Source organism: Paracoccus marinus, from assembly GCF_007018965.1.
Lineage (GTDB): Bacteria > Pseudomonadota > Alphaproteobacteria > Rhodobacterales > Rhodobacteraceae > Paracoccus > Paracoccus marinus.
Window position 1 is genome coordinate 1 of the sequence record NZ_VJYZ01000033.1, and the last position, 25560, is coordinate 25560.

The 25560-nt window shown below is 69.8% G+C and carries 26 protein-coding genes, 1 tRNA gene and 2 pseudogenes; 10 read left to right on the forward strand and 19 right to left on the reverse strand.

Going from position 1 to position 25560, the window contains the following annotated elements; translation table 11 throughout:
- Positions 1 to 39 precede the first annotated feature (39 nt).
- Positions 40 to 261: a hypothetical protein gene (locus FNF32_RS15350; RefSeq protein WP_185961955.1), complete on the reverse strand. Its 222-nt coding sequence runs from the start codon at positions 259 to 261 to the stop codon at positions 40 to 42.
- Here FNF32_RS15350 and FNF32_RS12175 point away from each other — a divergent pair.
- From FNF32_RS12175 to FNF32_RS12185, 3 genes and pseudogenes are all read left to right on the forward strand, one after another.
- The gene (locus FNF32_RS12175) at positions 260 to 1195 is read left to right on the forward strand and encodes a TniQ family protein (RefSeq protein ID WP_131674871.1); all 936 of its coding nucleotides are present in this window, start codon (positions 260 to 262) and stop codon (positions 1193 to 1195) included. The two genes, FNF32_RS15350 and FNF32_RS12175, sit on opposite strands and share 2 nt — an antisense overlap.
- An 87-nt stretch (positions 1196 to 1282) precedes the next feature.
- Positions 1283 to 1792, forward strand: a complete 510-nt coding sequence (locus FNF32_RS12180) for a hypothetical protein (protein ID WP_131674872.1) — start codon at positions 1283 to 1285, stop codon at positions 1790 to 1792.
- Positions 1793 to 1922: 130 nt separating this feature from the next.
- Positions 1923 to 2120, forward strand: a pseudogene (locus FNF32_RS12185) (IS5/IS1182 family transposase); the annotation flags it as partial.
- A gap of 46 nt (positions 2121 to 2166) precedes the next feature.
- Here the strand turns inward: FNF32_RS12185 and FNF32_RS12190 are convergent.
- The 3 genes from FNF32_RS12190 to leuB form a co-directional block, all read right to left on the reverse strand.
- Positions 2167 to 2243, reverse strand: a tRNA-Pro gene (locus tag FNF32_RS12190).
- A gap of 48 nt (positions 2244 to 2291) precedes the next feature.
- The gene (locus FNF32_RS12195) at positions 2292 to 3332 is read right to left on the reverse strand and encodes a DMT family transporter (protein WP_246087823.1); all 1041 of its coding nucleotides are present in this window, start codon (positions 3330 to 3332) and stop codon (positions 2292 to 2294) included.
- 37 nt (positions 3333 to 3369) lie between these two features.
- Positions 3370 to 4497: a 3-isopropylmalate dehydrogenase gene (gene leuB / locus FNF32_RS12200; RefSeq protein WP_131674874.1), complete on the reverse strand. Its 1128-nt coding sequence runs from the start codon at positions 4495 to 4497 to the stop codon at positions 3370 to 3372.
- Between the two features lie 159 nt (positions 4498 to 4656).
- Here leuB and FNF32_RS12205 point away from each other — a divergent pair, with 159 nt between their 5' ends.
- Entirely contained in the window at positions 4657 to 5109 is a 453-nt protein-coding gene (locus tag FNF32_RS12205; protein WP_246087824.1) for a hypothetical protein, read from the forward strand.
- Positions 5110 to 5149: 40 nt separating this feature from the next.
- Here the strand turns inward: FNF32_RS12205 and FNF32_RS12210 are convergent, their stop codons facing one another.
- The 3 genes from FNF32_RS12210 to leuD all read right to left on the reverse strand — a co-directional run bounded on the left by FNF32_RS12210 (position 5150) and on the right by leuD (position 9095).
- The gene (locus FNF32_RS12210; RefSeq protein ID WP_143796669.1) at positions 5150 to 7276 is read right to left on the reverse strand and encodes a calcium-binding protein; all 2127 of its coding nucleotides are present in this window, start codon (positions 7274 to 7276) and stop codon (positions 5150 to 5152) included.
- A 140-nt stretch (positions 7277 to 7416) separates the two neighbouring features.
- Positions 7417 to 8490: an endonuclease/exonuclease/phosphatase family protein gene (locus FNF32_RS12215; RefSeq protein WP_131674895.1), complete on the reverse strand. Its 1074-nt coding sequence runs from the start codon at positions 8488 to 8490 to the stop codon at positions 7417 to 7419.
- Entirely contained in the window at positions 8490 to 9095 is a 606-nt protein-coding gene (leuD, locus tag FNF32_RS12220) for a 3-isopropylmalate dehydratase small subunit (protein WP_131674876.1), read from the reverse strand. Before leuD ends, FNF32_RS12215 begins: the two co-directional genes overlap by 1 nt.
- A gap of 92 nt (positions 9096 to 9187) precedes the next feature.
- On the opposite strand from leuD, the gene FNF32_RS12225 reads away from it, so the two are divergent.
- Positions 9188 to 9769 (forward strand): hypothetical protein, encoded by a 582-nt coding sequence (locus FNF32_RS12225; RefSeq protein ID WP_246087825.1) that lies wholly within the window; start codon positions 9188 to 9190, stop codon positions 9767 to 9769.
- Between the two features lie 44 nt (positions 9770 to 9813).
- Here FNF32_RS12225 and leuC read toward each other — a convergent pair whose 3' ends face one another.
- Complete coding sequence (gene leuC / locus FNF32_RS12230; RefSeq protein ID WP_131674878.1) at positions 9814 to 11256, reverse strand: 3-isopropylmalate dehydratase large subunit; 1443 nt, start codon at positions 11254 to 11256, stop codon at positions 9814 to 9816.
- Between the two features lie 445 nt (positions 11257 to 11701).
- Here leuC and rsfS point away from each other — a divergent pair, with 445 nt between their 5' ends.
- Together rsfS and rlmH are read left to right on the forward strand one after the other, a co-directional pair.
- The gene (rsfS, locus tag FNF32_RS12235) at positions 11702 to 12109 is read left to right on the forward strand and encodes a ribosome silencing factor (RefSeq protein ID WP_131674879.1); all 408 of its coding nucleotides are present in this window, start codon (positions 11702 to 11704) and stop codon (positions 12107 to 12109) included.
- A 34-nt stretch (positions 12110 to 12143) separates the two neighbouring features.
- The gene (rlmH, locus tag FNF32_RS12240) at positions 12144 to 12629 is read left to right on the forward strand and encodes a 23S rRNA (pseudouridine(1915)-N(3))-methyltransferase RlmH (RefSeq protein ID WP_131674896.1); all 486 of its coding nucleotides are present in this window, start codon (positions 12144 to 12146) and stop codon (positions 12627 to 12629) included.
- 18 nt (positions 12630 to 12647) lie between these two features.
- On the opposite strand, the gene FNF32_RS12245 is transcribed toward rlmH, so the two are convergent.
- Positions 12648 to 13487 (reverse strand): LOG family protein, encoded by an 840-nt coding sequence (locus FNF32_RS12245; protein ID WP_131674897.1) that lies wholly within the window; start codon positions 13485 to 13487, stop codon positions 12648 to 12650.
- 105 nt (positions 13488 to 13592) lie between these two features.
- Between FNF32_RS12245 and dapD the strand changes: the two genes are divergently transcribed.
- Positions 13593 to 14417, forward strand: a complete 825-nt coding sequence (dapD, locus tag FNF32_RS12250; protein WP_131674880.1) for a 2,3,4,5-tetrahydropyridine-2,6-dicarboxylate N-succinyltransferase — start codon at positions 13593 to 13595, stop codon at positions 14415 to 14417.
- 123 nt (positions 14418 to 14540) lie between these two features.
- Positions 14541 to 14795 carry a GlsB/YeaQ/YmgE family stress response membrane protein gene (locus tag FNF32_RS12255; RefSeq protein ID WP_131674881.1) on the forward strand — a complete coding sequence of 85 codons (255 nt, stop codon included), beginning with the start codon at positions 14541 to 14543 and terminating at the stop codon, positions 14793 to 14795.
- A 122-nt stretch (positions 14796 to 14917) separates the two neighbouring features.
- On the opposite strand, the gene FNF32_RS12260 is transcribed toward FNF32_RS12255, so the two are convergent.
- The 5 genes from FNF32_RS12260 to FNF32_RS12280 all read right to left on the reverse strand — a co-directional run bounded on the left by FNF32_RS12260 (position 14918) and on the right by FNF32_RS12280 (position 19203).
- Positions 14918 to 15301, reverse strand: a complete 384-nt coding sequence (locus FNF32_RS12260; RefSeq protein WP_131674882.1) for a hypothetical protein — start codon at positions 15299 to 15301, stop codon at positions 14918 to 14920.
- Between the two features lie 127 nt (positions 15302 to 15428).
- A complete protein-coding gene (locus FNF32_RS12265; protein WP_131674883.1) occupies positions 15429 to 16685 on the reverse strand; it encodes a lytic murein transglycosylase in 1257 nt (418 codons plus the stop codon).
- A 128-nt stretch (positions 16686 to 16813) separates the two neighbouring features.
- Positions 16814 to 17398 carry a hypothetical protein gene (locus FNF32_RS12270; RefSeq protein WP_131674884.1) on the reverse strand — a complete coding sequence of 195 codons (585 nt, stop codon included), beginning with the start codon at positions 17396 to 17398 and terminating at the stop codon, positions 16814 to 16816.
- A gap of 27 nt (positions 17399 to 17425) precedes the next feature.
- Positions 17426 to 18736, reverse strand: coding sequence for a hypothetical protein (locus tag FNF32_RS12275; RefSeq protein WP_131674885.1), 1311 nt, complete (start codon positions 18734 to 18736; stop codon positions 17426 to 17428).
- Between the two features lie 152 nt (positions 18737 to 18888).
- The gene (locus FNF32_RS12280; RefSeq protein ID WP_131674886.1) at positions 18889 to 19203 is read right to left on the reverse strand and encodes a hypothetical protein; all 315 of its coding nucleotides are present in this window, start codon (positions 19201 to 19203) and stop codon (positions 18889 to 18891) included.
- 44 nt (positions 19204 to 19247) lie between these two features.
- Between FNF32_RS12280 and FNF32_RS12285 the strand changes: the two genes are divergently transcribed.
- Positions 19248 to 19715 carry a YbaK/EbsC family protein gene (locus tag FNF32_RS12285; RefSeq protein ID WP_131674887.1) on the forward strand — a complete coding sequence of 156 codons (468 nt, stop codon included), beginning with the start codon at positions 19248 to 19250 and terminating at the stop codon, positions 19713 to 19715.
- A gap of 42 nt (positions 19716 to 19757) precedes the next feature.
- On the opposite strand, the gene FNF32_RS12290 is transcribed toward FNF32_RS12285, so the two are convergent.
- The 5 genes and pseudogenes from FNF32_RS12290 to gpmI form a co-directional block, all read right to left on the reverse strand.
- Positions 19758 to 20489 carry a DUF421 domain-containing protein gene (locus tag FNF32_RS12290; RefSeq protein WP_131674888.1) on the reverse strand — a complete coding sequence of 244 codons (732 nt, stop codon included), beginning with the start codon at positions 20487 to 20489 and terminating at the stop codon, positions 19758 to 19760.
- A 93-nt stretch (positions 20490 to 20582) separates the two neighbouring features.
- The gene (locus tag FNF32_RS12295; protein WP_185961978.1) at positions 20583 to 21104 is read right to left on the reverse strand and encodes an RNA pyrophosphohydrolase; all 522 of its coding nucleotides are present in this window, start codon (positions 21102 to 21104) and stop codon (positions 20583 to 20585) included.
- Positions 21105 to 21358: 254 nt separating this feature from the next.
- Positions 21359 to 22705: pseudogene (locus FNF32_RS12300) on the reverse strand (S41 family peptidase); the annotation flags it as partial.
- Entirely contained in the window at positions 22702 to 23967 is a 1266-nt protein-coding gene (locus FNF32_RS12305; protein ID WP_143796670.1) for a murein hydrolase activator EnvC family protein, read from the reverse strand. The gene FNF32_RS12305 and the pseudogene FNF32_RS12300, both read right to left, overlap by 4 nt.
- Positions 23964 to 25487, reverse strand: a complete 1524-nt coding sequence (gene gpmI, locus FNF32_RS12310) for a 2,3-bisphosphoglycerate-independent phosphoglycerate mutase (protein ID WP_131674891.1) — start codon at positions 25485 to 25487, stop codon at positions 23964 to 23966. The genes FNF32_RS12305 and gpmI overlap by 4 nt, the downstream gene beginning before the upstream one ends.
- Positions 25488 to 25560: the final 73 nt, after the last annotated feature.

A 25560-nucleotide genomic window follows, 5' to 3' on the forward strand; every position in this document is an offset into this window, starting at 1 on the left:
CGGCCTGTTCCCGTTTCCCATAGAACACCTCCTGGTTCCTCAGTTGGTGCTCTCCACATTTTCCGGGCAAGTCCAGAGATCGGAGATTTCACCGGGATGTTCCGGCGCAGATCCGGTTGCATCGATGGTCTCAACCCCTTCGTGGTCGATGATTTCGAGCGCATCGAGCCGCGACGGCTTTTGGCCGGCCTGACCGGGGGAGACGTCAGATGACCATGCCCGGAGTCGTTGCGGCAAAACAGAACGACGCAGGTGCTGCATGAAACGCCTCGCCCTCACTGTCGCGCCCACTGCCTGCGAGGCCCCCACCAGCTTTCTGTCCCGGCTCGCCGCCCGAAACCTCAGTCCCGACATCGTCACCTTCGCAAAGGATGTCGGGCTGGACATCGGCGCCATCATTTGCGGGGATGACCGGGAAATCCACTCGCTCTGCCGGGTTGCAGGCTGCTCTCCGCTCAGCTTCAAACGGACCACGGTCGTCAGGACTTCTGCGAGGCGATACAGCATTGGCAATGAGGAGATCTATTCCGAAGTCATCTCCCGCAGCACGATCCGGTACTGCCCGTCCTGCCTTCGCGAAGAACTGCAGCGGGCGAGTAATGTCTGGGAAATCGTTCAACCGCTGCACTGGCAATTTCTCCCTGTCCGATACTGCACACGACATGGGGCGAGACTGCTGAGCCACTCGTTTCCCGTTGGTGGACGATCCGCTTACGACTTCACGGAATTCGTCCGGGACCGCCGCGCCGAACTTGCGTCATTCCAGTTTCAAAGCGATGGAATGGCGGACCGTTTTGATAATTACCTGACTGACCGCGCCTATGGCCGGCAAGCAGCCAACTGGTGCGACCGTTTGTCGATCTCGCCGCTCGTCAAGGCCTGTGAGGCATTCGGGGTTCTTATGCAGTACGGTCCCAAAGTGCGCCGGTTCAACCTGTCCGCTGAACAGCGTCGCGATGCGATGGAGGTCGGCTTCACGGCACTGGAGGGTGGGTCCGAGGGGATCATCGCAACGCTGGACCGCTTCAGAATGTCACAACGGACGCCGGGCGGCCGGCAGCCACATCCCCAGCTAGGAACGGTTCAGGCCTTGCTTGGATCGGATCGAAAGAACCGGCCGGACCTCGACCCCGTCCGCAATGTTGTGCGACAGCATTTACTGGACAACTACCCCTTCAAGGCAGCTCGATGGTGATGGGCGTCGTTCTGGACAAGCTGAGAATTTATTCGCTCTCCGCCGCCACAAAAGAGTTCGGCACCCGTCTCGCTACGTTAAAAAAGGATGCTGCTCCTGCGCGGTCTGGCGCACCGGGATATGCGGAACCAGTTCTACCTGGACACCCTGATCACGGCCGACCTGCTGGAAGACCTCCGTCGTGACCTCCGGGACTTTGTCGGCAAGGGGGAGGCAGCGCAGTTGCTTGGTTGCTCGGACATCATGTTCCGTTCGCTCCTGGCCAGGGGGCTTCCGCAGGGGTGGATCCAGGGCCTGAAACGCGGAAAGCTGTTTCGGCGCAGCGACCTCACCCGTCTGCTCGAACGGATCGGCAGCCTTGGCCGCACGGTCGAAGACACCCGCCTCCACGTCACCTTGCATAAGGCGGCGATCATCCTCGGCAGTTCCAGTCCGGCCGTGCTTAGCCTGATCCTCGAGCAGGAGCTGCCGGTCGCGGTCCGGCCCGGGGAACCTCTCCGGCTGGATTCTCTTCTCGTAGACAGGCGCGACGTGGCGGCGCTGCAGCGGGCGGGGCGGAGCCAGGAATTGTCCCGCCCGTCGCCGAGTCAAACTTGATGACTCGCCAGTAGTACCGACGCTCTCAACCCGGGCTTCGCTGCCCTGCTGGTTTAATGGAGATCGTGACCCGATCGCCTCAACCTTCGGCATCCGATCGCGTGCTGCATAGGCACACAGAGGCTCACAAAACCAGATCCTCGCCGATGAGGAGATCGGCGGCGTGACCGCCGACGGCGCCTGTGACAGCCGCCGCTGCCACACCGCGATCCTCGAACGGCAGGCAACCGCGATCATCCCGATCCACAGGAACGGCCGCCCATGGAGGGGGAACTGCCCCGCTGCCTCCGCGCGGAGTATCACGCATCGACGGGGTAGAAAGGCAGGATAGTGTCCAAAAAGGACAACTATCGTGGCAATCCACAGGAAAATACTGGTCGGAGCGAGAGGATTCGAACCTCCGACCCCCTGCTCCCGAAGCAGGTGCGCTACCAGGCTGCGCTACGCTCCGACCGTAGGTGGGGCAGGTAGCGCGGGGCGGGGGGGAATGCAAGGGGGATCAGGGGTGGTCGGGTGATTTGACGGCCGCGCCCGGCTCGGCGGGAAAGACGCGGGCGCCGAAGGTCGTGCGGGGGGAGATCTGGGCGTCGCCCGCCGCCTCGGACGTGGTGACGGGGGTCGAGCGGCTGCCGCCCCGGGTCTCGCGCCACAGGATGTAGATGCCAGACGCGGCGATCACGGCAAGGCCCAGCAGGGTGGCGCGGTCAGGGACCTCTCCGAACAGGGCCCAGCCGTAAAGCGCGGCCCAGGCGATCTGGCTGTACTGCATCGGCGCCACCACCGCCGCCTCGGCCGTGCGGTAGGACCAGACGTTGAGCGCGCCGGCGGTCAGGGCCAGCAGCGCCACCGCGCCGGCAAGCGCCAGGTCGGCGCCCGCCATCGGCCGATAGACGAAGGGCAGCGCCGCCCCCGTCACCACAACGTTCAGGACGATCGGCCACAGCACCAGGACGATCGCCTTTTCGCCCGAACCGACCCTGCGGGCGATCACGGCGGCAAGCGCCCCGCCCGCCGCCCCGGCAAGCGCCGCCGCATGGCCCCAGGACAAGGCCTCGCCACCCGGGCGCAGCACGATCAGGACGCCGGCGAGGCCCGCGGCGATGGCGGTCCAGCGGTGCGGGCCCACCCGCTCGCCCAGCAGCGGGATCGCGATGACGGTGATCATCAGCGGCATGGTGAACAGCATTGCATAGACCTGCGCCAGCGGCAGGACCGCGAAGGCGGCGGTGCAGGCGACGGCGTTGAGGCACAGCGCGGCGCTGCGAAGCGCGACCCAGCCGGGGCTCGCGGGGCGCAGCGAGCCCGCGTCGCGGCGCGCGAGCAGAAGGATCGTCGCGGGCGGAAACGACATCACCGCCGCGAAGAACAGGATCTGGAACGGGGAATAGCCGCCGCCGAGCAGCTTCAGGATCGCGTCGTGCCCGGCATAGATCGCCATGCACAACAGGCCCAGACCCGCGCCGCGCAGGTTGCGGGCGCCCCGCGCGCTACCCGGCCCCGGCGCGCCGCCCGACCCCCGCGTGGCGCCTGTCCCGCGCAAGGGTCGCACCGCGCGTGGGCCGGGACGCGCCACGGCCTCAGCCCAGCTGGTCCAGCGCCGCCACGATGTGGTCGCCCATCTCGGACGTGCCGACCGGCGTTCCGCCATCGGCGGCCATCAGGTCGGCGGTGCGGACGCCGTCGGCCAGCACCTTTTCCACCGCGCGTTCCAGCAGGTCCGCGTCCTCGCCCCGGTCGAACGAATAGCGCAGCGCCATCGCGAACGACAGGATGCAGGCGATCGGGTTGGCGCGGCCCTGGCCCGCGATGTCGGGGGCCGAGCCGTGGACCGGCTCGTACAGCGCCTTGGGCCGCCCGTTCGCCATCGGCGCGCCCAGGCTGGCCGAGGGCAGCATGCCCAGGCTGCCGGTCAGCATCGCCGCCGCGTCGGACAGGATGTCGCCGAACAGGTTGTCGGTCACGATCACGTCGAACTGCGACGGCCGGCGCACCAGCTGCATCGCGCCGTTGTCGGCATACATGTGGGACAGCTCGACATCCGGGTATTCGTTGTCGTGGACCCACTGCACTTCCTCGCGCCACAGGATGCCCGATTCCATCACGTTGGCCTTTTCCATCGAGCAGACGCGGTTCTTGCGCTTCCTGGCCAGCTCGAAGGCCGAGCGCGCCACGCGCCGGATCTCTCCGCTCGTGTAGCGCTGGGTGTTGATGCCGACGCGGCCGCCTTCGTTGTCGGGGTTGTTGTCGTCGGAATGGATCCCGCGCGGCTCGCCGAAATAGATGCCCGAAGTCAGTTCGCGCACGATCAGGATGTCGAGTCCGGCCACCACCTCGCGCTTGAGGGACGAGAAATCGGCCAGCGCGTCGAAGCACTGGGCCGGTCGCAGGTTGGCGTACAGGTCCATTTCCTTGCGCAGACGCAGAAGCCCGCGTTCCGGTTTTACCGCGAAATCGAGGTTGTCGTAGGCCGGCCCGCCCACCGCGCCCAGCAGCACGGCGTCGACCGACTGCGCCCTGGCCATGGTCGCGTCCGACAGCGGCGTTCCGTGCGCGTCGTAGGCCGCGCCGCCGACCAGATCCTCGTCCACGTCGAACAGAAGCCCGCGGCGCTTGCCGAACCAGGCGATGACCTTGCGGACCTCGGCCATCACCTCGGGGCCGATGCCGTCGCCGGGCAGGATCAGAAGGGAGAAACGGTCGCTCATACTTGTCCCTTTCGTGCTGTCCCGACCCGCCTAGACGCGGGGTGGGGCAGGGTCAAGTCACGCCGATTTGGGTTGCCAGCCGGGGTGCGATGGGGCCCGATGCGGGCGCGCAGGCAGCACCGGACGCCAGCACCAGAAGACAACACGGGGGACCGTTCCATGAGGGCCAGGCTTGCAGCCGCGCGTGCGGCGGAGGGCGGGGCGGCGATGGCGGCAGCGGCGTTGCTGGCGGCCGCGGCCGTTCAGGGCACCGCCACGCCCGTCCGCGCCGACGGGGGCATGACCGTCCGCCTGCCCGATGTCTCGTCCCTGCCCGAGGGGCAGGCGCGGGCGCTGATCGCCGAACTGGCGCAGGTGAACGTCATCACCTCGAACTGTCCCGGCTACGCGGTGTCGGACGGGGAATGGACGCTCATCACCGGGACGGGCGACCGGCTGGCCGCGCGGCTGGGCCTTGGACCGCAGCGCTACGACAGCGAATTCTACGGCCCCGCGTTCAGGTTGCTGGACGATCCCGGCGCCTGCGACCGGATCGGGCCCACGGCAAAGCCGCTGATCGCGCGGCTGAAGGCGATGGGTGGGGACACCACGCCCATCGCGCAGTCGCAGTAGCCGGGGACGCCCGCGCGCGGCGCGCCCACCGAAAAGGCCGCTACAGCAGCAGGTCCGACGCGCCCAGCCCGTTCGCGCCCTGAAGCCAGATCTGGAAATCCGCCCGCGAGTCGCCGTTGACGTCGCCCGACAGCACCCACCCGCCGGTGCCCGCGACGGCCCAGACGGCATGCGCCGCCGCCCGCCCCCCGGTCCAGGCAAATGCCTGATCGCCGCCCGCGAACACGTTCGCGTCGATCCCGTTCAGCGAGATGAGGTCGGTGCCGCGATGGAAATCCGCGATGACGTCGGCATTGCCTGCAAGCCCGGTCTGGTTCGTCGCGGTAAAGACGAACACGTCCGACCGCGCGTCGGCCGCGCCGGTGAGGATGTCGCGCCCAAGTCCGCCCGCCAGGATGTCGGCGCCGTCGCCGCCCGCCAGCACGTCGTTCCCGGCCCCGCCGGTCAGCACGTCGTTGCCCGCGCCGCCTGCCAGCACGTTGGCCGCGCCGTTCCCGATCAGCACGTCGTTGCCCGCGCCCGAGGTCAGGTTCTCGATCTCGACCAGCCGGTCCAGGCCCTCGCCCGTGTTCTGCCATCCCGCCTGCGTCAGGTCGGCGCGGACTGGCGCGCCAAGCACGAACACGGCCGTGTCGATGCCGCCTCCGCCGTGGACCAGGTCGTTACCCGCCGCGCCGCTGAGCAGGTCGTTGCCGACGCCTGCCTGCATCTGGTCGTTGCTCGCGCCGCCCCAGAGCTGGTCGTTGCCGGCGAAGTCCACGATGATGTCGTCGCCCTGACCGCCATACAGCCGGTCCGCCCCGCCCCGCGTGTCGGCGATGCGGTCGTTGCCCGTGCCGCCGTCGATGACGTTGTTGCGCGTGTCGCCCGACAGGCTGTCGTTGCCCGCCAGCCCGAAGATGCTGCCGGTGGCGTCCACGACGAGCGCGTCGTTGCCCGCGGTCCCGCGCCCGAAGATCCGCGCGGCGACCCCGTCGCCGTCGGCGTCGATCGCCTCGGACGTGTAGGATATCACGAACCCGCCGCCCGCCAGCCCCGCGATCTCGACCTGGGTCTGGTCGGTGTATCTGTCGACGTCGAAGCCCACCTCGAACGCGCCCGTCAGGGGCTGGCCCGCGGCGTTGAAGATGCGGGCATAGACGTCGTGCCCGATCTCGCCCTGCGCCGGGCCGCGCTGGACCCAGGTCACCACGATCTCGCCCGAGGACAGCTGCGTGAGGTTCGCGTCGCTCACGACCTCACCGGTTTCGATCACGGGCAGGCGGGCGGTGGTGCGGTTGCCGTTGGCATCGAACATCGCCATCAGCACGAAGGTGCCAAGCTCGAGCTGGGCGCCGGGGACCGAATGGCTGTAGTCGAGCGCGCAGACCGCGAAGCCGCCGTTCGCAAGCGGCGTCACGTCGTAGCCGTAGTTCCCCTCGTACCCCGCCGAGCCGAGTTCCATCATCATGTGGACGTCCTGCCGGATCACCGCGCCGCCCGGCGCATAGATCGTGGCCCGGATGTCGCAATCGCCGCCGCCGCCGTTCGGGTAGGTGGCCTCGCTGCTCCACACCGTGACGCTGTTGCCGTTGTTGAGCGTGCAGGACCGCGGGTTCAGCTGATCGAACGCGGTGATGACGGTGTTCGTCTGCGTGTCGGCGGTGCGCGGCACGCCACCCGCGGTGAAGCTGCGGCTGTGAATGTCGTCGAAGGTCGCGCCCGCGTTCTCGTTGGCCCACGAGACGCGGAAGCCGCCGTCCCCCAGCGCCGCCACGTCGGGCATCGACGCCGCCGCCGAGGGCGCGGTATCGACCCGGATCGCGTCGGTGCGCGCGGTGCCGTTCGCGTTGTAGACGCGGGCGTAGATCATGGTGTCGACGGTCAGGATGTCGTCCTCGTCGTCGAAGGCCCAGACGACGACGTAGCCGCCGTCGCGCAGGGTGGTCACGCGGGCGTCGGCGGAACTGCAGCCGTCGATCCCGTCGATCAGCTGCTCGCCCCCCACGCGCTGGCCGGCCGCGTTGTAGCGCTGCGCCGCGACGTAGGTGGCGGACGGCGACCCCTCTTCGTAGTCGTTGAGGTAGCTTTCCCAGACGACCAGGAAGCCGCCATCCGCAAAGGTCGTGATATGAGGGTTTCGCTGCCAGTTGTCCTGGTAGCTGTTGACGCGGAACTCGGCACCCATCGCTGCTCTCCCCTGACCGGCGGTTCACGTTAGCGCGGCGCAGGCGATTCGATAGCCGCCCGCGTGGCTGTGGCCGGAAATGGCCGGTCACGACTGCGGGATCGGGGCTGGTCCCGCAGGCGGGGGCCCGTGCCGGCCGGTCAGGGCAGCGACACGTCCGCCCAGACCAGCCGGTGCCGCGACGCGGCCGCGACCGCCGCCGACAGCGGATCGCCCGGCGCGGGCCACAGGACGCCCGCACCGGTGGTGGCGACGTCCTTGCCCGGCAGGATGTGATCGACCCGCAGGTTGCCCGGCCCGTCGGCCGCCGCGAAACGCGCGGTGTCGAGCGCGGGATCGCCCTTGTGGGCGCTGTTCGCGCCGTCCTGCGGGGCGGCGCGCCCGCCCTCGCTTGCGGGGCCGAGGTCGCGGACCAGCGGCGCCAGCACGTCCCACGCCTCGCGCCGGCCGTCGCCGTCCACCGGGTCCAGGTTGAAGTCGCCCAGGATCACGAACGGCGCGTCGGGCAGGTGGCGGGCCCAGAAGGCGATCTCGTCGTGGTTGCGGCGCCCGTTGCGGTCGGTCGCCGCGTCGTCGAACACCGGCGGCGTGGCCGAGAACGCCAGCAGGTGCAGCGTGTCGTCGCCCACCCGGACGGGCACGTCCCAATGCGCGGTCGACGACAGGCGCTGGATGTCGGCAATGTCGGCCGGCGTTTCCGGCATCAGGTTGCCCGGCATGTCGCGCCACAGCGTCGCCGAATGATCCGTGACCTCGCCCAGCGGCAGGCGCGACAGCACCGCCATCCCGCCCGCGCCGCTGAAAAAGCCGAAGCCTTGCGCGTCGTCGGCGGTGCCGGTGCGGCCGTCGCCGTCAAGGTCCAGCCCGGTCGCCATGCCGCTGTTGGGGCGCGCGGCGAAGCGGTGCGGATAGGACGCGCCGCCCATGTCCAGAAGCGTGGAAAAGGCCTTCAGCGCCGCGCCGTCATGGTCCCAGTCGAAGCCGGTCAGCACCAGCACGTCGGCATCCGCCGCCGCGATCACGCGGACGGCGGCGGCGACCTGCGGGTCCTTGCCCGACATGATGTCGCGCAGCAGAAGCCCCGGCCCCTTGCGGGTCAGTTCGGGCGAAAACGTGGCGACGCGCACCGTCTCGGCGGCGGCAGGCATCGCGGCCGATCCGGCGGCGATCAGGCCAAGCGCCAGGGCCGCGCCCGCTCCGCCCGGCGGCCGCATCAGACCCACGGCTGGGACTGCGCGATCCGCTGCTCGTAGCCGCCGATCTCGGCCGACTTCGCCAGCGTCAGGCCGATGTCGTCCAGCCCTTCGAGCATGTTGTGGCGGCGGTGCGGGTCGATCTGGAACGGGTATTCGGTCCCGTCCGCCCCCGTCACGACCTGCCGCTCAAGGTCAACGGTGATCCGCGCGTTCGCGCCGTGGCCCGCGTCGCGCATCAGCGCATCCACCGCGTCCTGCGGCAGCACGACCGGCAGGATCCCGTTCTGGAAGCAGTTGTTGTAGAAGATGTCCGCGAAGCTGGTCGAGATCACCGACCTGATCCCGAAATCCTTCAGCGCCCAAGGCGCGTGCTCGCGCGACGACCCGCAGCCGAAGTTGTCGCCCGCAACGATGATCTCGGCCCCCCGCCAGGCGGGCTTGTTCAGCACGAAGTCGGGGTTTTCCGTCCCGTCGGCGTTGTAGCGCATCTCGTCGAACAGGTTCTTGCCCAGACCCGAGCGGTGGATCGTCTTCAGGAACTGCTTGGGGATGATCATGTCGGTGTCGATGTTGACCAGCGGCATCGGCGCGGCGATGCCGGTCAGCGTTGTGAACTTGTCCATGGCGTCCTTTCGGGTGACATTTTTCCTGCTCGGCCCGCGCGGGCCGAGTGTTGTGGTGTGAAGGTGGAGAACGGCTCATGTGGCCAGCAGGCTTGTGGACGTGCGTATCGCAGGATTGGACGCCGCAGATCGGCGACCCCGAGGCGACGGGATGGCTGACCGTGGCGGCCTACCTGATCTGCGCCGTGCTGGCCCTCGCGGTGTGGCGCGGCCAGCCGGATGGGCGCGGGCGCGGCTTCTGGGCGCTGGTCGCGGCGGTGACGCTGTTTCTCGCCGTGAACAAGCAGCTCGACCTTCAGACGGCGCTGACCGCCACCGCCCGTTGCCTCGCCCACGCGCAGGGCTGGTACGAACAGCGCCGCATCGTGCAGCTTGGCTTCATCGCGGCCTTCCTCGGCCTGACAGGCGCGGGGCTGTGGCTGGGGGGGCGCAGCCTGCGCGGCAACCTCCGCGAAAGCGGGGTTGCGCTCATCGGGCTGGTGGTGCTCGCCGGCTTCGTGATGGTGCGCGCGATCGGCTTTCACCACGTCGACGCCCTGATCGGCCAGCGCCAGCTGGGCGTGAGCGCGAACTTCGTGTTCGAGAACGCCGGCCTTCTGCTCATCGCGCTGAACGCGGCCGCGATCCTGCTGCGCCGGCCGGGGCGAACGGCGGAACTGCCCCGGCGCGGCTGACCGCGCCGGACGCCCTGCCGGATCGGTGAGGGACAGCATCGCCGTCAGGCCGACACGGCCTGCACGTCGCGCACGTCGACGAGGTGCCCCGCGATCCCCGCCGCCGCCGCCATGATCGGCGACATGAGGTGGGTGCGCCCGCCGCGCCCCATCCGCCCCTCGAAGTTGCGGTTCGATGTCGCGGCGCAGCGTTCGCCGGGCGCCAGCTGGTCGGGGTTCATGCCAAGGCACATCGAACAGCCCGCCAGCCGCCATTCGAAGCCGGCGTCCAGAAAGACCTGGTGCAGCCCTTCTTCCTCGGCCTGCGCGCGGACGAGGCCCGATCCGGGAACGACCATCCCGCGCACGTTGGGCGCAAGGCGCTTGCCGCGCAGCACCTGGGCCGCGGCGCGCAGATCCTCGATCCGGCCGTTGGTGCAGGACCCGATGAAGACCGCGTCGATGGCGATGTCCGTCAGCGGCGTGCCGGGGGTCAGCCCCATGTAGTCGAGCGACCGGCGCGCGGCCTCGACCTTGCCGCCGGCGAAGTCCTCGGGCGCGGGCACGCGGCCGGTGATCGGCAGCACGTCTTCGGGGCTGGTGCCCCAGGTCACCACGGGCGCGATGTCCTCGGCGCGGATCGTCACGACCTTGTCCCAGTGCGCGCCATCGTCCGACTGAAGCGTCCGCCACCAGGCCAGCGCCGATTCCCACGCCTCGCCCTTGGGCGCGTGCGCGCGGCCGTTGACATAGGCGAAGGTCGTTTCGTCCGGGGCGATCAGCCCGGCGCGGGCGCCGCCCTCGATCGCCATGTTGCAGACGGTCATGCGGCCTTCCATGGAAAGGCCGCGGATCGCCTCGCCGCAGTATTCGATGACGTGGCCGTTGCCGCCGGCGGTGCCGGTGCGGCCGATCACGGCAAGGGTGATGTCCTTGGCGGTGACGCCCGGGCGCAGGGTGCCCGTGATCTCCACCTTCATGTTCCTGGATTTCTTCTGGATCAGCGTCTGGGTGGCGAGGACGTGTTCGACCTCGGACGTGCCGATCCCGTGCGCCAGCGCGCCGAACGCGCCGTGGGTCGCGGTGTGGCTGTCGCCGCAGACGACCGTCATGCCCGGCAGGGTCCAGCCCTGTTCCGGCCCGACGATGTGGACGATGCCCTGCCGCACGTCGTTCATCGGGTAGTAGTTGACCCCGAACTCGCGCGCGTTCCTGTCCAGCTCGGCCACCTGAAGGCGGCCTTCGGGGTTTTCGATCCCCTGCGCGCGGTCGGGGGTGGTGGGCACGTTGTGGTCGGGAACGGCGATGGTGCGTTCGGGCGAATGGACCCGGCGCCCCGACATGCGAAGCCCCTCGAACGCCTGCGGGCTCGTCACCTCGTGGACGAGGTGGCGGTCGATATACAGCAGGCAGGTGCCGTCGGGCTGGCGATCGACGACATGGGCGTCGAAGATCTTGTCGTAAAGCGTGCGGGGGCCGGTGGGAGTGGCTGCGGAACTGGCTGACATGGCGTGGCTTCCGGTGAGTGGCAGGTGGACGGGCCGCCGAGGATCGGCGGCGGCGATCGGACGCGCGCCGTCAGCCCCGGGCCGTAACCCTCAGGCATTCGCCGAAGAAGCGGCCCGGCAGCCGCACCCGGTCGTGGATGTCGAAGTAGATGAAGCCCATCATGTCCCCAATCTAGCGCCCGGGCGGCCGCCGGGCAAGGTCGGCGTCGGGCGCGGGGCCAGGATGGCTGACGCGGCGCCGGAGCCGTGCGGGCAGGGCCCGAAACGCCCGGAAGCGCCCCCGCAGCGCAACCGTCGGCCATTTGCCGCGCCGTTCGCGCGCCCCTGTCGGCCGCTTCATTGAAAATCGGCGCGGGCGTGCTATGTTTCGGGTATCCCGGCGCCGGGGAATATCGGCGCGCTGTCCGGAGGAAGTCCCCTGTCCACCACCGTCCCGTCGGCCGCAATGCCGACCGCGACCGCCGCGGAAACCAGCGACCAGCTGCTGGCCCGCATCCTGTCCTCGCTCGAAGACGACAAGGCCGAGGATATCGTGACCATCGATCTTCGCGGCCGCTCGGCCATGGCGGACCACATGGTCATCGCCTCTGGCCGCAGCTCGCGCCAGGTCGGGTCCATCGCCCAGAAGCTCGCCGACCGGCTGAAGCAGGATCTGGGCCGGATCGTCCGCATCGAGGGCAAGGATACCGGCGACTGGGTGCTGATCGACACCGACGACGTCATCGTCCACGTGTTCCGCCCCGAAGTGCGTGAGTTCTATCAGCTCGAGAAGATGTGGATGCCGGTCGATGCGCTGGGCGCGCTGCGGGCCGAACATGGCATCAACCCGGCCTCGCTGCACGTGACGCAGTAAGGGCCGCGGGTTACCGCACCGGGGGACCGCGATGCTGCGGGTTCGCATCTGCGCGGTCGGGCGCCTGAACGCCCGCGCGCCCGAAGCGGCGCTGATCGACGACTATCTTTCGCGACTTGGACAGACCGGGCGGGCGCTGGGCCTTGGCCCGGCTTCCGTGACCGAGGTCGAGGACCGCAAGGCCGCCGGCGGGCCGGGCGCGATGGCGGCCGAGGCCGCGCTGCTGTCGCGCCAGATCCCCGATGGCGCCGCGGTCGTGGCGCTTGACGAACGGGGGCGGCTGCTGACGTCACCGGACCTCGCGGCGCAGCTTGGCCGCTGGCGCGACGACGCGCGCGGCGAGGCGGTGTTCCTGATCGGCGGCGCGGACGGGCTGGACCCGGCCCTGCGCGATCGCGCCGACCTTGTCCTGTCGTTCGGAAAGATGGTGTGGCCGCACATGCTGGCCCGCGTCATGCTGGCCGAACAGCTGTACCGCGCCGCCACGATCCTTGCCGGCAGCCCCTACCACCGGGCCTGACGCCCGCTTCCTTCCCGGCTAGCGCGTCTTGGGGGGCGGCGGGGCCTGCCAGGCGTCGATCGCCGCGATCGCCTCGTCCGAGGTTTCGACGAAGCGGATCAGGTCGAGGTCGCTTGCGCTGATGGTGCCCGCGTCGGCCAGCGCCTGCCAGTTGACGATCTGGTGCCAGAAGTCGCGGCCGAACAGCAGGAACGGCACCGGCTTCATCCGTTGGGTCTGGATCAGGGTCAGCGCCTCGAACAGTTCGTCCAGCGTGCCGAAGCCGCCCGGGAACACGGTGATGACCCGCGCCCGCATCAGGAAGTGCATCTTGCGGATCGCGAAGTAGTGAAAGTTGAACGACAGGTCGGGCGTCACGTATTCGTTGGGCGCCTGCTCGTGCGGCAGCACGATCCCCAGCCCGATCGACTTGCCGCCGGCGTCGTGGGCGCCCTTGTTCCCCGCCTCCATCACGCCGGGGCCACCGCCGGTGCACACGACCCATTCGCGCCCGCCGGTGTCGATGCTGCGCCGGGTCATGGCCTGCGCGAAACGCTCGGCCTCGGCGTAATAGCGCGACAGCGCCGCAAGCGCCGGCGTGCGCGCGCCCGCCGTGCGGCCCGGCGCGGGGATCCGGGCCCCGCCGAACATCACGACGGTGCTTTCCACCCCCTGCCTGTCCATGATCATCCCGGCCTTCAGCAGCTCAAGCTGCAACCGCACCGGGCGCAGTTCGTCCTGCAGCAGGAAATCGGTGTCGGTATAGGCCAGCCGATAGGACGGGGCGCGGGTCTGCGGCGTGTCGGGGTCGCGTTCCGTGATGCGCGCGTCCTGCCCGCTTTGGCGGAACACGTTGCGATGGTCGTCGTCGGCGGTCATCCAGAGCCCTTCGTTCACGCGGTCGCGGGCGCGGCGTTGCACGGGCCCCATGCCCCGCTTATAGCCCGAAGCAGTGAATTTCCACCTAATGCGACAGGAGCGACCATGACCGACGCCGCGCTGGAAACCGCCATCGAGGCGGCCTGGGACGCCCGCGACACGATCTCGCCCGCCACGGGCGGCGAGCCGCGCGAGGCGGTCGAGGCGACGCTGGCCGCGCTGGACGCGGGCCGCCTGCGGGTGGCGGAACGGCGCGGCGCGGACTGGCACGTGAACCAGTGGGCGAAAAAGGCGGTGCTGCTGAGCTTTCGCCTGAACGACATGGAAGCGATGCCGGGCGGGCCGCAGGGCAGCGCCTGGTGGGACAAGGTGGACAGCAAGTTCAAGGACTGGGGCGACAACCAGTGGCGCGCCGCGGGGTTTCGCGCGGTACCCGGCGCGATCGTCCGCCGCTCGGCCTTCATCGGCAAGGGGGCGGTCCTGATGCCCAGCTTCGTCAACCTTGGCGCGCATGTGGGCGAGGGGACGATGGTCGATACCTGGGCCAGCGTCGGCTCCTGCGCGCAGATCGGCGCGCGCGTCCACCTGTCGGGCGGCGTGGGCATCGGCGGGGTGCTGGAACCGATGCAGGCCGGCCCCACCATCATCGAGGACGACTGCTTCATCGGTGCCCGGTCCGAGGTGGTCGAGGGCGTGATCGTGCGCGAGGGGTCGGTACTGGGCATGGGGGTGTTCATCGGCCAGTCCACCAAGATCGTGGACCGCGCGACGGGCGCCGTCAGCTATGGCGAGGTGCCGGCGGGGTCGGTCGTAGTGGCCGGGTCGCTGCCCTCCGCGAACGGCGTCAACCTGTACTGCGCGGTCATCGTCAAGCGGGTGGACGCGGGGACGCGGGCCAAGACCTCGATCAACGAACTGCTGCGGGATTGATGGCAAGGCTGCAACAGTCGGGACGAAACCGAGCGCGGTGACGCAGAAAATCTCCTTTGTCTTTGAACCTAGGGCACTTTAGTGGCGTTGGCCCATCGAACATTCTTCAAAGGAGAGACTCGCATGGAAGGCTTGGGTTGGCTGTCGGCCATCATCGTCGGCGGCCTGGCTGGCTGGATCGCCAGCAGCATCATGAAGGCCGATACCGGCATCTTCCTGAACATCATCCTCGGCATCGTCGGTGCCGTCGTCGCTAACTTCCTGCTCAGCCTGTTCGGCGTGAACTTCCAGGCCGGCAGCTGGATTGCGCAGGGTGCCGCGGGCCTTATCGGTGCCGTGATCCTGATCTGGATCGTCCGCGCCGTCCGCGGCGTCTGACGCCAAAGCGCAAGGACCGCCAGCGCGGGCAACCGCACTGGTCAAACGACCCGGCAGATCCACGCTGATGCGCGGGTCTGCCGACTTCGTTTCAGGGCCAGCCGAACCGGCTTGACCCATCGCTATGACGGCCCGCGTGCCCCGTTCGGAAGGGTGGCGATACGGGCGTCCGCTCCGTCGCGCCTGGCGTGCTGATGGTGAATCCGGCGTCGCGCATCCAGCGCCGAGCCATCCAGAAAGCCCGGATCGCGGATCATGTCCAGCATCGACCAGAATCCGGCCACCCCCAGCGGCACGACCCCGACGACCCCGACGGGCAGCGTCCACAGCCCGACCAGCGTCAGCCCCAGAACCGCCATGGCGGTCGGAACCTGCCCGCGCCGGAACCGGTGAACGCCGAACATCCCCAGCACCAGCAACACGGCGTCGGCCAGCCACCGCGCATCCGCCCCGTCCTGCGGGTCGCCCGCGCGCTGCGGTGTCCGTCCTTGTGTTCCGATCCGCATCAATCCCCCGCTTTGAAACGCTTGGGAATCGATCCTAGGCGCCGCAGCTTTCGGGGCGATTAACGGGAACACATGTCGAACGAAAAAGGGGGCCAGCGGCCCCCTTTCTGCGTCGTTCAAGCCATGCCTAGCGCAGCTGGCCCAGCAGCACCGAGGTCGCGTAGCCGTCCGGCGGCTGCCCGATCGAGCGCTGGAACGCGGCGATCGATTCCATCGTGCCGGTGCCGATCTTGCCGTCGATCTCGTCGCGGTAGAAGCCGCGCCGGGTCAGCAGGCGCTGGATCTCGATCCGCTCGGCCTGCGTCAGCGGCCGGTCGCTGCGCGGCCAGGCCGCACGGATGCCGGGGCGGCCGGCGATCGCCTCGCCCAGGTACGACACGCCGAGGGCGTAGTTGTCCGAGTTGTTGTAGCGCAGGATCGACCGGAAGTTGTCGAGGATCAGGAACGCGGGCCCGCGCGCGCCGGCGGGGCGGATGATCGACCCCGTGCCGGGCGGCAGCGCGCCGCCGTTGATCGGGCGAACCCCGGCCGCCGCCCAATCGCCGGTCGAGCGGCGGGTTCCCTTGCCGACCGCGCTGAAGCCGTCGGGCAGTACAACCTCGGTCCCCCAGGCCTGACCGCCGCGCCAGCCGTTGCGCGCCAGATAGGCGGCGGTCGAGGCAAGGCTGTCGGTCGGGTCGTCCGACCAGATGTCGCGCCGCCCGTCGCCGGTGAAGTCGACCGCGTACTCCAGGAACGAGGTCGGCATGAACTGGGTGTGGCCCATCGCGCCCGCCCACGATCCCAGCAGGTGCGCCGGGTCGGTGTCGCCCGCCTGCAGGATGCGCAGCGCCGCGATCAGCTGGTTCTCGAACATCTCGGACCGGCGGCCGTCATAGGCGAGCGTGGTCAGCGACGGGATCAGCTGCATCTTGCCGCGGTTCGACCCGTAGTTCGATTCCATCCCCCAGACGGCCAGCACGATCTCGCGCGGGACGCCGTATTGCCGTTCAATCGCCGACAGCACCCCGGCATAACGCGCCGCCATCGCGCGCCCGGTGCGGACCCGTTCCTCGGACACCGCGCCGTCGAGATACAGCCACACGGGGCGCGAGAACTCGGCCTGTTTGCGGTCGAGGCGGATCACCTCGGGGTTGTAGCGGGCAAGGCGCATGGCGCGGTCAAAGGTGCCCGCGTCGATCCCGCGCGACAGGGCGCGGGGGCGGAAGTTCTGGACCCAGCGCTGCAGCCCGGCCTCGTCGCCAGGCGCGGCCGGCGGGATCGCGGCCGGTGTCACGCTGCTGCCAACCGGTCCGGCGGGGCCGTTCGCGACGCTCACGCCGCACGATCCCAGGACCGCGATCAGGGCCGCGGATGCGCCGATCCGGCTGATGGTGGATTTCATGTCACTGCCTCGCCAATTATCGTTGTTTTGCCTGAAAGCATAACCGCGCCGGGGCGAAGCTGACAAGGTAAACGACACTTGAAGGCCGCGTGAAAACGGATGGAGGGCGGACGCCCGGCTGTCTCCGCTCAGCCGCCGCCCTTCAGATCGACGACCTGCACCTGCAGCGCGCCCCCCGGCCGCCATGTGGCGGTGACGTCGGCAAGTCCCGCGGCGTCCGGCAGCAGCGCCAGGAAACGCACCACCTGCGCGCCGTTCTCGGTGACGCTGGTCGGAAGTTCGAAGGTGCGGTTCGCCTCGCGCAGTTGGCGGACCACGGTCATCAGCCTGGTGTCGAGAACCGGCGTCAGCCACGACGGCTGCGCCATGCCGCCCACCACCTGCGCGATGTCGGCGGGCTGGCTTGCGACCTCGGCGCAGGCGTTCAGCACCCGGGCTGCGGCATCCTCGCTTCCGCCGACGACCAGACCGTCGGGCGTGACCGCGACCATGCGGGCGGCGTTCGCGCCGCGCACGCGGTTGTCCAGCGCCGACAGCAGGGTGCAGTTGTGCAGGCTGGGCGCGGCGACCGGGGTCAGTTCCAGCGCCTGTTCGGGCAGGTCCAGCGCCCGCGCCACCTCCGCCGCGTCGGCAGTCGTCGCGTCAGCCATTGCGCCCCCGATCCCCACGGCCAGCCCCGCCATCACCGTCGCGGCCAGAACGCCGCGCCGCAAGTCCCGTCCGCCCCCGCCCCGCATCGCTCAGCCGTGGTTGTCGAGATTGTTCGGATCGTCGTCCTTGGCCGAACGCGGGACGGGCGCGGCGCCGTTCCAGTTGTTGAACTTGCCCGCGTCGCGCACGTCGGCGAGCGTGGCGGTCCTGGGGTCCAGCCCCATCGCCTCGGCCATCATGGCGCGGATATTGGCCGCGTCGGGCTCGCCCTCATCCTCGAGCGCCTTGCCGATGTTTCCGTAGCTGCCGCTGGTGGACGAGGTGAGATACTGCATCCGCTCATATGCCTCGCTGGCGGTCGGCGGCTTGCCGTTTTCGGCCTGATGGCCCACGTACCAGGCGCGGTATTCGTCCATGAAGTAGCCGTAGGACTTTTCGTTGCCGCCCGGCGTGCGGACGTGGTTCACCTCGTGGGCAAGCGTGTTCGCGGCGACGTGCAGGGCGTCGGTATCGGCCGGGTCGATCTTGCCTTCGCCCGCGTCGATCAGGTTGCGGTTCAGCGTGATCTCGGGGTGTTTCCACCACAGGACGCCGCGATCGCCCGCCTGCCCGTACGTGACCGAGCCGTCGTTCTTGTCGGGCGTCTTGAGATCGCCCCATTTCAGCTGCAGGTCCTTGTCGGACAGCACCATGTCCACGGTGTTCCGACGGGTCTGGTTGGCGTTCGGGGTCGTGGCCGAGCTGTTGAAGCCGATCACCTTGGCGCTGCGCTGCTGATCCTCGAACCCCTGGTCCTTGAACCAGTCGCGGCCGCCCAGGCGGTTCAGATTGTCGATGACGCCCGCCTCGGGATAGTTGCGGACCTGTTCCAAGAGCGCGACGCGCGCCTGCGTGGCCTTGCCCGGATCGTCGCTGAGGTAAGGCTGGAAGCCGGGCTTCTTGAACGTATCCGATTCCAGCAGCCGGTCGTAGGCCGCCGTCTCGGCCGGCTTGTTGGCGAGCGAGGCGCGGATCTCGCCGTCCAGCTGCTTTTCGCGGTCGGTGGACATCGGGTCCACGAAGCGGCCGAGCGTCAGCGGGTTGATGAAGTTCGTCTGCGGGCCGAACGCGGCATGGACGGTGCCGGCCTTCATCGCTCCGGCCGCCACCGGCGCGCCTTTGGGGATGCCCATCGCCATGTCCGCACGCGGCCCCATGTCCGCACTCGGCGCCGCGTCGGCCCGGGCGGCGGTGTCGTTTGCGGGCTGCGCGGCGGGGGCGGCGGGCTGCTTTTGCGCCGCTTCCGCCGCTTTGGCGGCCGCCTGCGCTGCGGCTTTTGCCGCCGCCTCGGCCGCCCGTGCCGCGGCCTGCGCGGCTGCGGCTTGCGCGCGTTGCGCGGCGTCGATCGCGGAATTGAGCATCTGGCTTTCCTTCGGCGGGCGCGGTTTGGGCGCGTGTCCAGGCTGTGCGTCGCGGCACAGCAGACACGCCGGGCGCGTCTCAGGCAAGTGTCATGAACACCGGCGGCAGCATGTCGCCGATCACGCGCGAGCCCCGCCCCTGCGCGGCGGGATCAGCCTTCGGGAAAGAACGGCTCCATCTGCGCCACCATCACCGCGTTCTCGTCGAGCGCGCGGGCCATCAGCGCCCGTTCCTCGTCGGGGATCTCGTGCCCCTCGGCCAGCCGCTCGTCCAGGGTGCCGTAGCCTTGCACTTCCAGCGGGGCGAGGTCGGCCTGCTTGAGGACCGCGACGGTCTCGCGGATCGCCTCGTCCAGGTCCACGCCCGAGGCGTAGCAGACCAGCCCCGCGCCGGTCGAGCCCTCGGGCAGGCCGTCGTCGGGCGCGCGGCCGACCTCGACCAGAAGGGTATAGACCTGTTGTGCCATGTTCCGCCCCCTGCGATGGTGCTGCGACCGGGTGGGGATGCGCGATGAGCCGCAGTTTGGCAAGGGTCGAGGAGGCGTTGGCGGCACTGGGCCTTGCCGCCAACATCGTCGAGGCGGGGGCCTGCCGCACGGCGGCCGAGGCCGCGGCGGCGGTCGGCTGCGAGGTGGACCAGATCGCGAAGTCGATCATCTTCCGGGGCGAGCGCAGCGGCCACGTCGTCCTGTTCGTGACCGCGGGCGGCAACCGGGTCGATCCGGCCCGTGCGGCGGCGGTCGCGGGCGAGCCGCTGGGCCGCGCCGACGCCGATCTGGTGCGGGCCGAGACGGGTTTCGCCATCGGCGGCGTCGCGCCCCTGGGCCACCTGCGCCCGCTGCGCGCATTCTGGGACCCGCGCCTGTCCGACTTCGCGGTGGTGTGGGCCGCCGCCGGAACGCCGCGCCACGTCTTTGCCGCCGCGCCCGCCGACCTTCTGCGGGCGAGCGGCGCCACGCCGGCGGCGTTCACGGCCTGACGCGCGTTTGCGGCCTGACGGCGACGGGCCTTTCGCCGAGCGTCAGTCGAGCAGCCCCGGCTCGCTGTCCTCGGCCAGGGCGGCCTGCGTCCAGTCGCGGTGGCCGCAGGTGCGGCAGGGCTTGTGCGGCAGCACCGCTTCGGCCCGGCGCAGTTCGCCGCAGGTGGTGCAGCAGGCGCGCCCTTCCGACGCGGTGCCGGTATCCTGCAACGGCTCGTCGGCCTGGATGTGCTGGGGCGGGACGATCCGCAGCCCCGGCAGCGGGTCGCGGCGGCGGAACACCGACAGGCCGCCGCCGGATTCGAGATATGCCGCCTCGATCTGGCCCAGGTTCGAGATGCCGGCGCGGCGCAGCATCGACTTGATCTCGGTCGGGCTGATGTCGCGCAGCGCGAGCCCGTCGGGCAGCAGCCGCCCCTGGCTCGCCACCGCGACCGCCTCGCCATCCACCACGCGGGCGGCGCTGTCCCAGCGTTCCGTGATCTGGTCGATCAGCTTGTTGATGCCGACGACCGTGGTGATGACGGTCATCGCCGCGAACAGCGGCACGTCGGGATAGAACGGCGCGTCGCCCACGGCCGACCCCAGCGCGATGACCAGGAGAAAGTCTATCATCGACAACTGCGCCACGCTGCGTCCGCCGACCCAGCGCAGCAGCACCAGCGTATACAGGTAGATGATCCCGACCCGGACGACGATCTCGAGGTAGAAAAGCGCCGGATGGTCGCCCATGAACATCCGCTGCAAGTCGAACGGGATGATCGGATCGTCCATGTCGGCCTCTTCGCGCGCCCGGCGGTCCCGCCGCCCCCCGGCGTCATGGCAAACGCGGGGCCACGCTGCAAGCGGCCCGGTAGGGGCGGGCGGTCAGCGTCGCTTCAGGCGGTCCGCGAACTCGGCGAAGACCTGCGTATAGACGTCGCGCTTGAAGGGGACGATGCGCGCGATCAGGTCCTCGGGCGTCATCCAGGCCCAGCGGTCGAACTCGGCATGTTCGGTCGCAAGGTTCACGTCGGCATCCCGCCCGGTGAAGCGCATCAGCACCCATTTCTGGCGCTGGCCGCAGTACTTTCCCTTCCACATCCGCCCCAGAAGCTCGGGCGGCAGGTCGTAGCTGATCCAGCCCGCCGTCTCGGCCTCGATCACGACCTTGTCGGGGGCAAGGCCGGTTTCCTCGCCCAGTTCGCGCAGCGCGGCCTCGCGCGGGGTCTCGCCCGGGTCGATGCCGCCCTGCGGCATTTGCCAGGCCTCGCCGGGGTTGTCGATCCGCTGGCCCCCGAACACCAGACCGGCGGAATTGACCAGCACCACGCCGGCGCAGGGGCGATAGGGCAGGCCGTTCGGACCCGTCCCATGCGCGTCGGCGCGGGCTTCCGGCGCGTCCGTCACGGGGTCCGTCACGGCCGGGCCGGCGCGGGCGCGCCTGCGGCGGGCGCGTCGGTCGGGTTCTGCACCGGGCGACCGCCGCCGGTCGCGCCCCCTGCGGGACCGCCCGCAGAACCGCCCGCAGCACCATCCGAAGCCCCGCCCGCGTCGGCGCCGGAACCCGTGCCGGTCTCGCCCTCGACCGCGTCCTCGCTGGTCGCGTCCTCGCCGGTGACGGCGGGCTTGGCCTCGGCCGGGACGTCCGACGCGCGGTAGTCCACGGCCGCCAGCCCCTTGAGGATGTCAATCGCATAGGCCAGCTGGTAATCCTCGTCGCGCAGCTTGGCGGTCGCCTCGACCTGCTTGGCCTCTTCCTCGATCTGGCGCTTCTGCTCGTCGCTGATCGAATCGTTGTTCAGCGCGCCCTGGAGATCGCTTTCCGAGGTCGAGAAGTTCGACGCGCTGCGCGGCTTGTCGGCGTCATCCTCGTCCGTGGGGGCGGGCTGGGGCTGCTGGACGATGATGTCGGGGTTGATCCCCAGCGCCTGGATCGAGCGGCCCGACGGGGTGTAGTAGCGCGCGGTGGTCAGGCGGATGGCGCTGTCGGGCGTCACGTTCATGACCGTCTGGACCGAGCCCTTGCCGAAGCTTTTCGTGCCCACGACGATCGCGCGGCGATGGTCCTGCAATGCGCCGGTGACGATTTCGGACGCGCTGGCCGAACCGCCGTTGATGAGGACGACCATCGGCTTGCCCTGGGCCAGATCGCCCGCTTCCGCGTTCCAGCGGTCGTTGTCCTGCGGATTTCGGCCGCGGGTGCTGACGATCTCGCCCGCATCCAGGAACGCGTCGCTGACATAGATCGCCTGGTCCAAAAGCCCGCCGGGGTTGTTGCGCAGGTCAAGGACGAAGCCCGTGACGTTGTCGATCCCGCCCGCGTCCGTGATCGCCTTGTTGATCTGCGTCTCGAGCGCCGAGAACGTCTCGTCGTTGAAGGTGGATACGCGCAGCACGACCGCGTCGCCTTCGGTGCGGGTCTTGACCGCCTGCAGCTTGATCGTGTCGCGGACGATCTTGACGTCGAACGGCTCGGTCTCGCCTTCGCGCAGCAGGGTGATCGTGATCTCGGACCCGACCGGGCCGCGCATCTTGTCCACCGCGTCGTCCAGCGTCAGGCCCATCAGGGATTCGCCGTTCACGTGGGTGATGAAGTCGCCCGCCTCGACGCCCGCCTGCGCGGCGGGGGTGTCGTCGATCGGCGAGATGACCTTGACGAGCCCGTCTTCCTGCCCGACCTCGATCCCCAGGCCGCCAAAGGTGCCGCGCGTCTGGGTCTGCAGGTCCTCGTAGTCGGTGGCGGCGACAAAGCCCGAATGCGGGTCGAGCGAGGTCAGCATCCCGTTGATCGCGGCCTCGATCAGGGTCTTGTCGTCCACCTCTTCGACATACTGGCGGCGGACCTGTTCAAAGACGCTGCCGAACAGGTCGAGCTCCTCGTAAAGCGAGGGGTTCTGCGCCCCGCCGCCGTCCGCCGCTTCCTGCGCGATCAGGGGTCCGGCCAGCTGCGTCGTGACGAGAAGTCCGGCCAGCGTGCCGCCGAACCCTGCAATCAGATATTTCTTCATTCGGATGTCCTGACCTGCTCTGCCTGACCCACGACCGGATTCATCACGAACCAGTTCGCAGGGTCCAGTGTTTCCTTGCCGCGACGCAATTCCAGATACAGCGTCTCGGTCTGGCCCGCGGTGTCGCCGGTTGCGGCATCGGCGACGAAGGCGGGGCCGAATTCCGTCGCGGCGCCTTCCTGGCCGCCCATCAGTCCCAGCGGCTCGCCTGCGGACAGCACGTCGCCGACCTCGCCGAAGACCGTTTCTAGTCCCGCGACCACCAGAAGATAGTCGCGCGAGGGTTCAAGGATCATCACGTTGCCGTAATCCAGCAGCGGCCCGCGATAGCGGATCGTGGCGGGCCACGGCGTCGTCACCAGCGCGGCGGGCGCGGCCGCGATCGTCAGGCCGGGGCGCGCGACGCCCGCCGGGTCGGGTTCGTCGTAGCCGCGCAGCACGGTGCCGATCACCGGCAGGGCAAGGCTGCCCTCGGCCGCCTCGAAGTCGGCCATGGGCGCGCCCACGTCCTGTTCCATCCCCACGATCCCGTCGGCGAAGGCGTCGAGCGTGTCGGCCGATTGCACCAGCACCCGCAGCTCCTCGGGGTTTTCGCCGAAGCGCACCGGCACGGACGAGCGGTCGGTCACCGCCGAAGCGAGCAGGCGGCGCGCCTCCTGCACCTGGCCCAGCCCTTGCGCGAGGGTGTTGGCGGCGCTGGTTTCCAGCGCGCGGACGGTTGCGATCTCGTCCAGCCCGGCTTTCAGCTGGTCTGCCTCGGCCTGCAGGGCGGGGACGACGGCGTTCAGGATCATGCCCGACCGCGCGGTGCTGCCCGGCCCGGCCGGGTGCAGCAGCAGCGCGGTTTCGGGCGACCGCTGCATCGTCGTCATCACCCCCAGCACGCGGCCCAGCCGATCGCGGCGGGCGTCGAACTCGGCCCGGATCTCGGCGTCGCGCAGGCTGGCGCGGCGCAGGCCGTCGCGCAGCGCGGCAAGGCCGATCTCGTAAGCGCGGATGATCTCGGTCAGGGCTATGACCTGGTCGTCCTTGGTCAGCGCCTGATCCATGCGCCCCAGCGCCGCGCGCAGCTGGTCGGCCGCAAGGGACGCGTCGCGCGCCGCCGCCTCTGCGGGGGTTTGCGCCTGCGCCGGGGCTGCGTCCTGCGCGGTGGCGGTCGTGGTGACGGCGTCGGCGGGGGTCTGGGCGTGGGTGGCCCACGGCAAGGCCACGGCCAGCGCGAGCGCGCCCGCCAGACACGTCGAAAGGGGCTTCAGCGTCATGCGCGGCGGATCAGCGACGCGCCGGTCATCTGCGGCGGCTGGTCAAGGCCCATGAGGTCCAGGACCGTCGGCGCCACGTCGGCCAGCCGCCCGGGCGCTACGGTCGCGCCCGCGGGGCCGTTCCAGACGATCACCGGCACCGGGTTCGTGGTGTGGGCGGTGTGGGGGCCGCCGGTCACGGGGTCGATCATCGTCTCGCAATTGCCGTGGTCGGCGATGATGACCGCTGCCCCGCCCGCCCGTTCCAGCGCCGCGATCATCTCGCCCACGCCCCGGTCCACCGCCTCGCAGGCGCGGGTCGCGGCGGGCAGGCTGCCGGTGTGGCCGACCATGTCGGGGTTGGCGAAGTTCACGACGATCAGGTCGTAGCCCTGGCCGATCGCCTCGACGAGCCGCGCCGCCACCTCGGGTTCCGCCATTTCGGGGGCAAGATCGTAGGTCGCGACCTTGGGGCTTGCGGGCATGAAGCGGTCCTCGCCCGGCTCGGGCTCCTCGCGACCGCCGTTCAGGAAGAAGGTGACGTGCGGGTATTTCTCGGTCTCGGCGATGTGGAACTGGCGCAGGCCCTTGGACGCGACCCAGTGGGCGAGCGTGTTTTCGACCTGTTTCTTGGGATAGGCGGATTGCATGAAGGCGTCGTGGCGCGCGGAGTAATCGACCATGCCCAAGACGCCCGACCACTGCGGGCGCCCCTCGACCGGGAAATCGGCGAAGTCGGGCTGGGCGATGGCGGCCATGATCTCGCGCGCGCGGTCGGCGCGGAAGTTGAGGCAGAAGAACCCGTCGCCGTCGCGCGCGCCTTCGTAGCCCGCGATGACGGTGGGCTGGATGAACTCGTCCGTCTCGCCGCGCGCATAGGCGTCCACGACCGCGATGTCGGCGCTGTCGGCGGGCAGGCCGTCGCCCCGGACCATCGCGTGCCATGCCCGGCCGACCCGGTCCCAGCGGTTGTCGCGGTCCATGGCGAAATAGCGCCCTATGACGGTGCCGACCCGCGCGCCATCCCCCAGCGCGCCCTGAAGCTCGGTCACGAAACCCTGCGCCGATTGTGGCGGCACGTCGCGCCCGTCGGTCACGGCGTGGATCACCACCCGCAGCCCCTGTTCGGTCATCGCGCGGGCGGCCGCCACGACATGCTGGATGTGGCCGTGGACGCCGCCGTTCGACACCACGCCCATCAGGTGCGCGACCCCGCCCGCCGCCTTGATCCGGTCCACGAAGGCGCGGATGCCCGGATGCCGGAAGAAGCTGCCATCCTCGATCGCGAGGTCGATCTGGCCGAGGTCCATCGCCACGACGCGGCCCGCGCCGATGTTCATGTGACCGACCTCGGAATTGCCCATCTGCCCGCGCGGCAGCCCCACGTCGGGGCCATAGGTCACCAGCGTCGCGTTCGGACATTCCCGGCGCAGGCGGTCCATGTTGGGGGTGGCGGCGCAATCCGGCGCGCTTTGTTCCGGCCGGTCCGAGATGCCCCAGCCATCAAGGATGCACAGAACGACGGGTTTGGGAGGGGTCATCTGGCGGCACCTATGCTGGACCCGTCCGGCGGGACCCTTCGGACGGGGTTTCTACGCGCCGGGCGGGCAGGGG

Bases quoted from the DNA above. Each gene is read 5' to 3' on its own strand.
- FNF32_RS12175 (WP_131674871.1), top strand. From the start codon at position 260: ATGAAACGCCTCGCCCTCACTGTCGCGCCCACTGCCTGCGAGGCCCCC.
- FNF32_RS15350 (WP_185961955.1), bottom strand. From the start codon at position 261: ATGCAGCACCTGCGTCGTTCTGTTTTGCCGCAACGACTCCGGGCATGG.
- FNF32_RS12180 (WP_131674872.1), top strand. From the start codon at position 1,283: ATGCTGCTCCTGCGCGGTCTGGCGCACCGGGATATGCGGAACCAGTTC.
- leuB (WP_131674874.1), bottom strand. From the start codon at position 4,497: ATGAGCGACCGTTTCTCCCTTCTGATCCTGCCCGGCGACGGCATCGGC.
- FNF32_RS12205 (WP_246087824.1), top strand. From the start codon at position 4,657: ATGAGGGCCAGGCTTGCAGCCGCGCGTGCGGCGGAGGGCGGGGCGGCG.
- FNF32_RS12210 (WP_143796669.1), bottom strand. From the start codon at position 7,276: ATGGGTGCCGAGTTCCGCGTCAACAGCTACCAGGACAACTGGCAGCGA.
- FNF32_RS12215 (WP_131674895.1), bottom strand. From the start codon at position 8,490: ATGCGGCCGCCGGGCGGAGCGGGCGCGGCCCTGGCGCTTGGCCTGATC.
- leuD (WP_131674876.1), bottom strand. From the start codon at position 9,095: ATGGACAAGTTCACAACGCTGACCGGCATCGCCGCGCCGATGCCGCTG.
- leuC (WP_131674878.1), bottom strand. From the start codon at position 11,256: ATGTCAGCCAGTTCCGCAGCCACTCCCACCGGCCCCCGCACGCTTTAC.
- rsfS (WP_131674879.1), top strand. From the start codon at position 11,702: ATGCCGACCGCGACCGCCGCGGAAACCAGCGACCAGCTGCTGGCCCGC.
- FNF32_RS12245 (WP_131674897.1), bottom strand. From the start codon at position 13,487: ATGACCGCCGACGACGACCATCGCAACGTGTTCCGCCAAAGCGGGCAG.
- dapD (WP_131674880.1), top strand. From the start codon at position 13,593: ATGACCGACGCCGCGCTGGAAACCGCCATCGAGGCGGCCTGGGACGCC.
- FNF32_RS12255 (WP_131674881.1), top strand. From the start codon at position 14,541: ATGGAAGGCTTGGGTTGGCTGTCGGCCATCATCGTCGGCGGCCTGGCT.
- FNF32_RS12260 (WP_131674882.1), bottom strand. From the start codon at position 15,301: ATGCGGATCGGAACACAAGGACGGACACCGCAGCGCGCGGGCGACCCG.
- FNF32_RS12265 (WP_131674883.1), bottom strand. From the start codon at position 16,685: ATGAAATCCACCATCAGCCGGATCGGCGCATCCGCGGCCCTGATCGCG.
- FNF32_RS12275 (WP_131674885.1), bottom strand. From the start codon at position 18,736: ATGCTCAATTCCGCGATCGACGCCGCGCAACGCGCGCAAGCCGCAGCC.
- FNF32_RS12280 (WP_131674886.1), bottom strand. From the start codon at position 19,203: ATGGCACAACAGGTCTATACCCTTCTGGTCGAGGTCGGCCGCGCGCCC.
- FNF32_RS12285 (WP_131674887.1), top strand. From the start codon at position 19,248: ATGAGCCGCAGTTTGGCAAGGGTCGAGGAGGCGTTGGCGGCACTGGGC.
- FNF32_RS12290 (WP_131674888.1), bottom strand. From the start codon at position 20,489: ATGGACGATCCGATCATCCCGTTCGACTTGCAGCGGATGTTCATGGGC.
- FNF32_RS12305 (WP_143796670.1), bottom strand. From the start codon at position 23,967: ATGACGCTGAAGCCCCTTTCGACGTGTCTGGCGGGCGCGCTCGCGCTG.
- gpmI (WP_131674891.1), bottom strand. From the start codon at position 25,487: ATGACCCCTCCCAAACCCGTCGTTCTGTGCATCCTTGATGGCTGGGGC.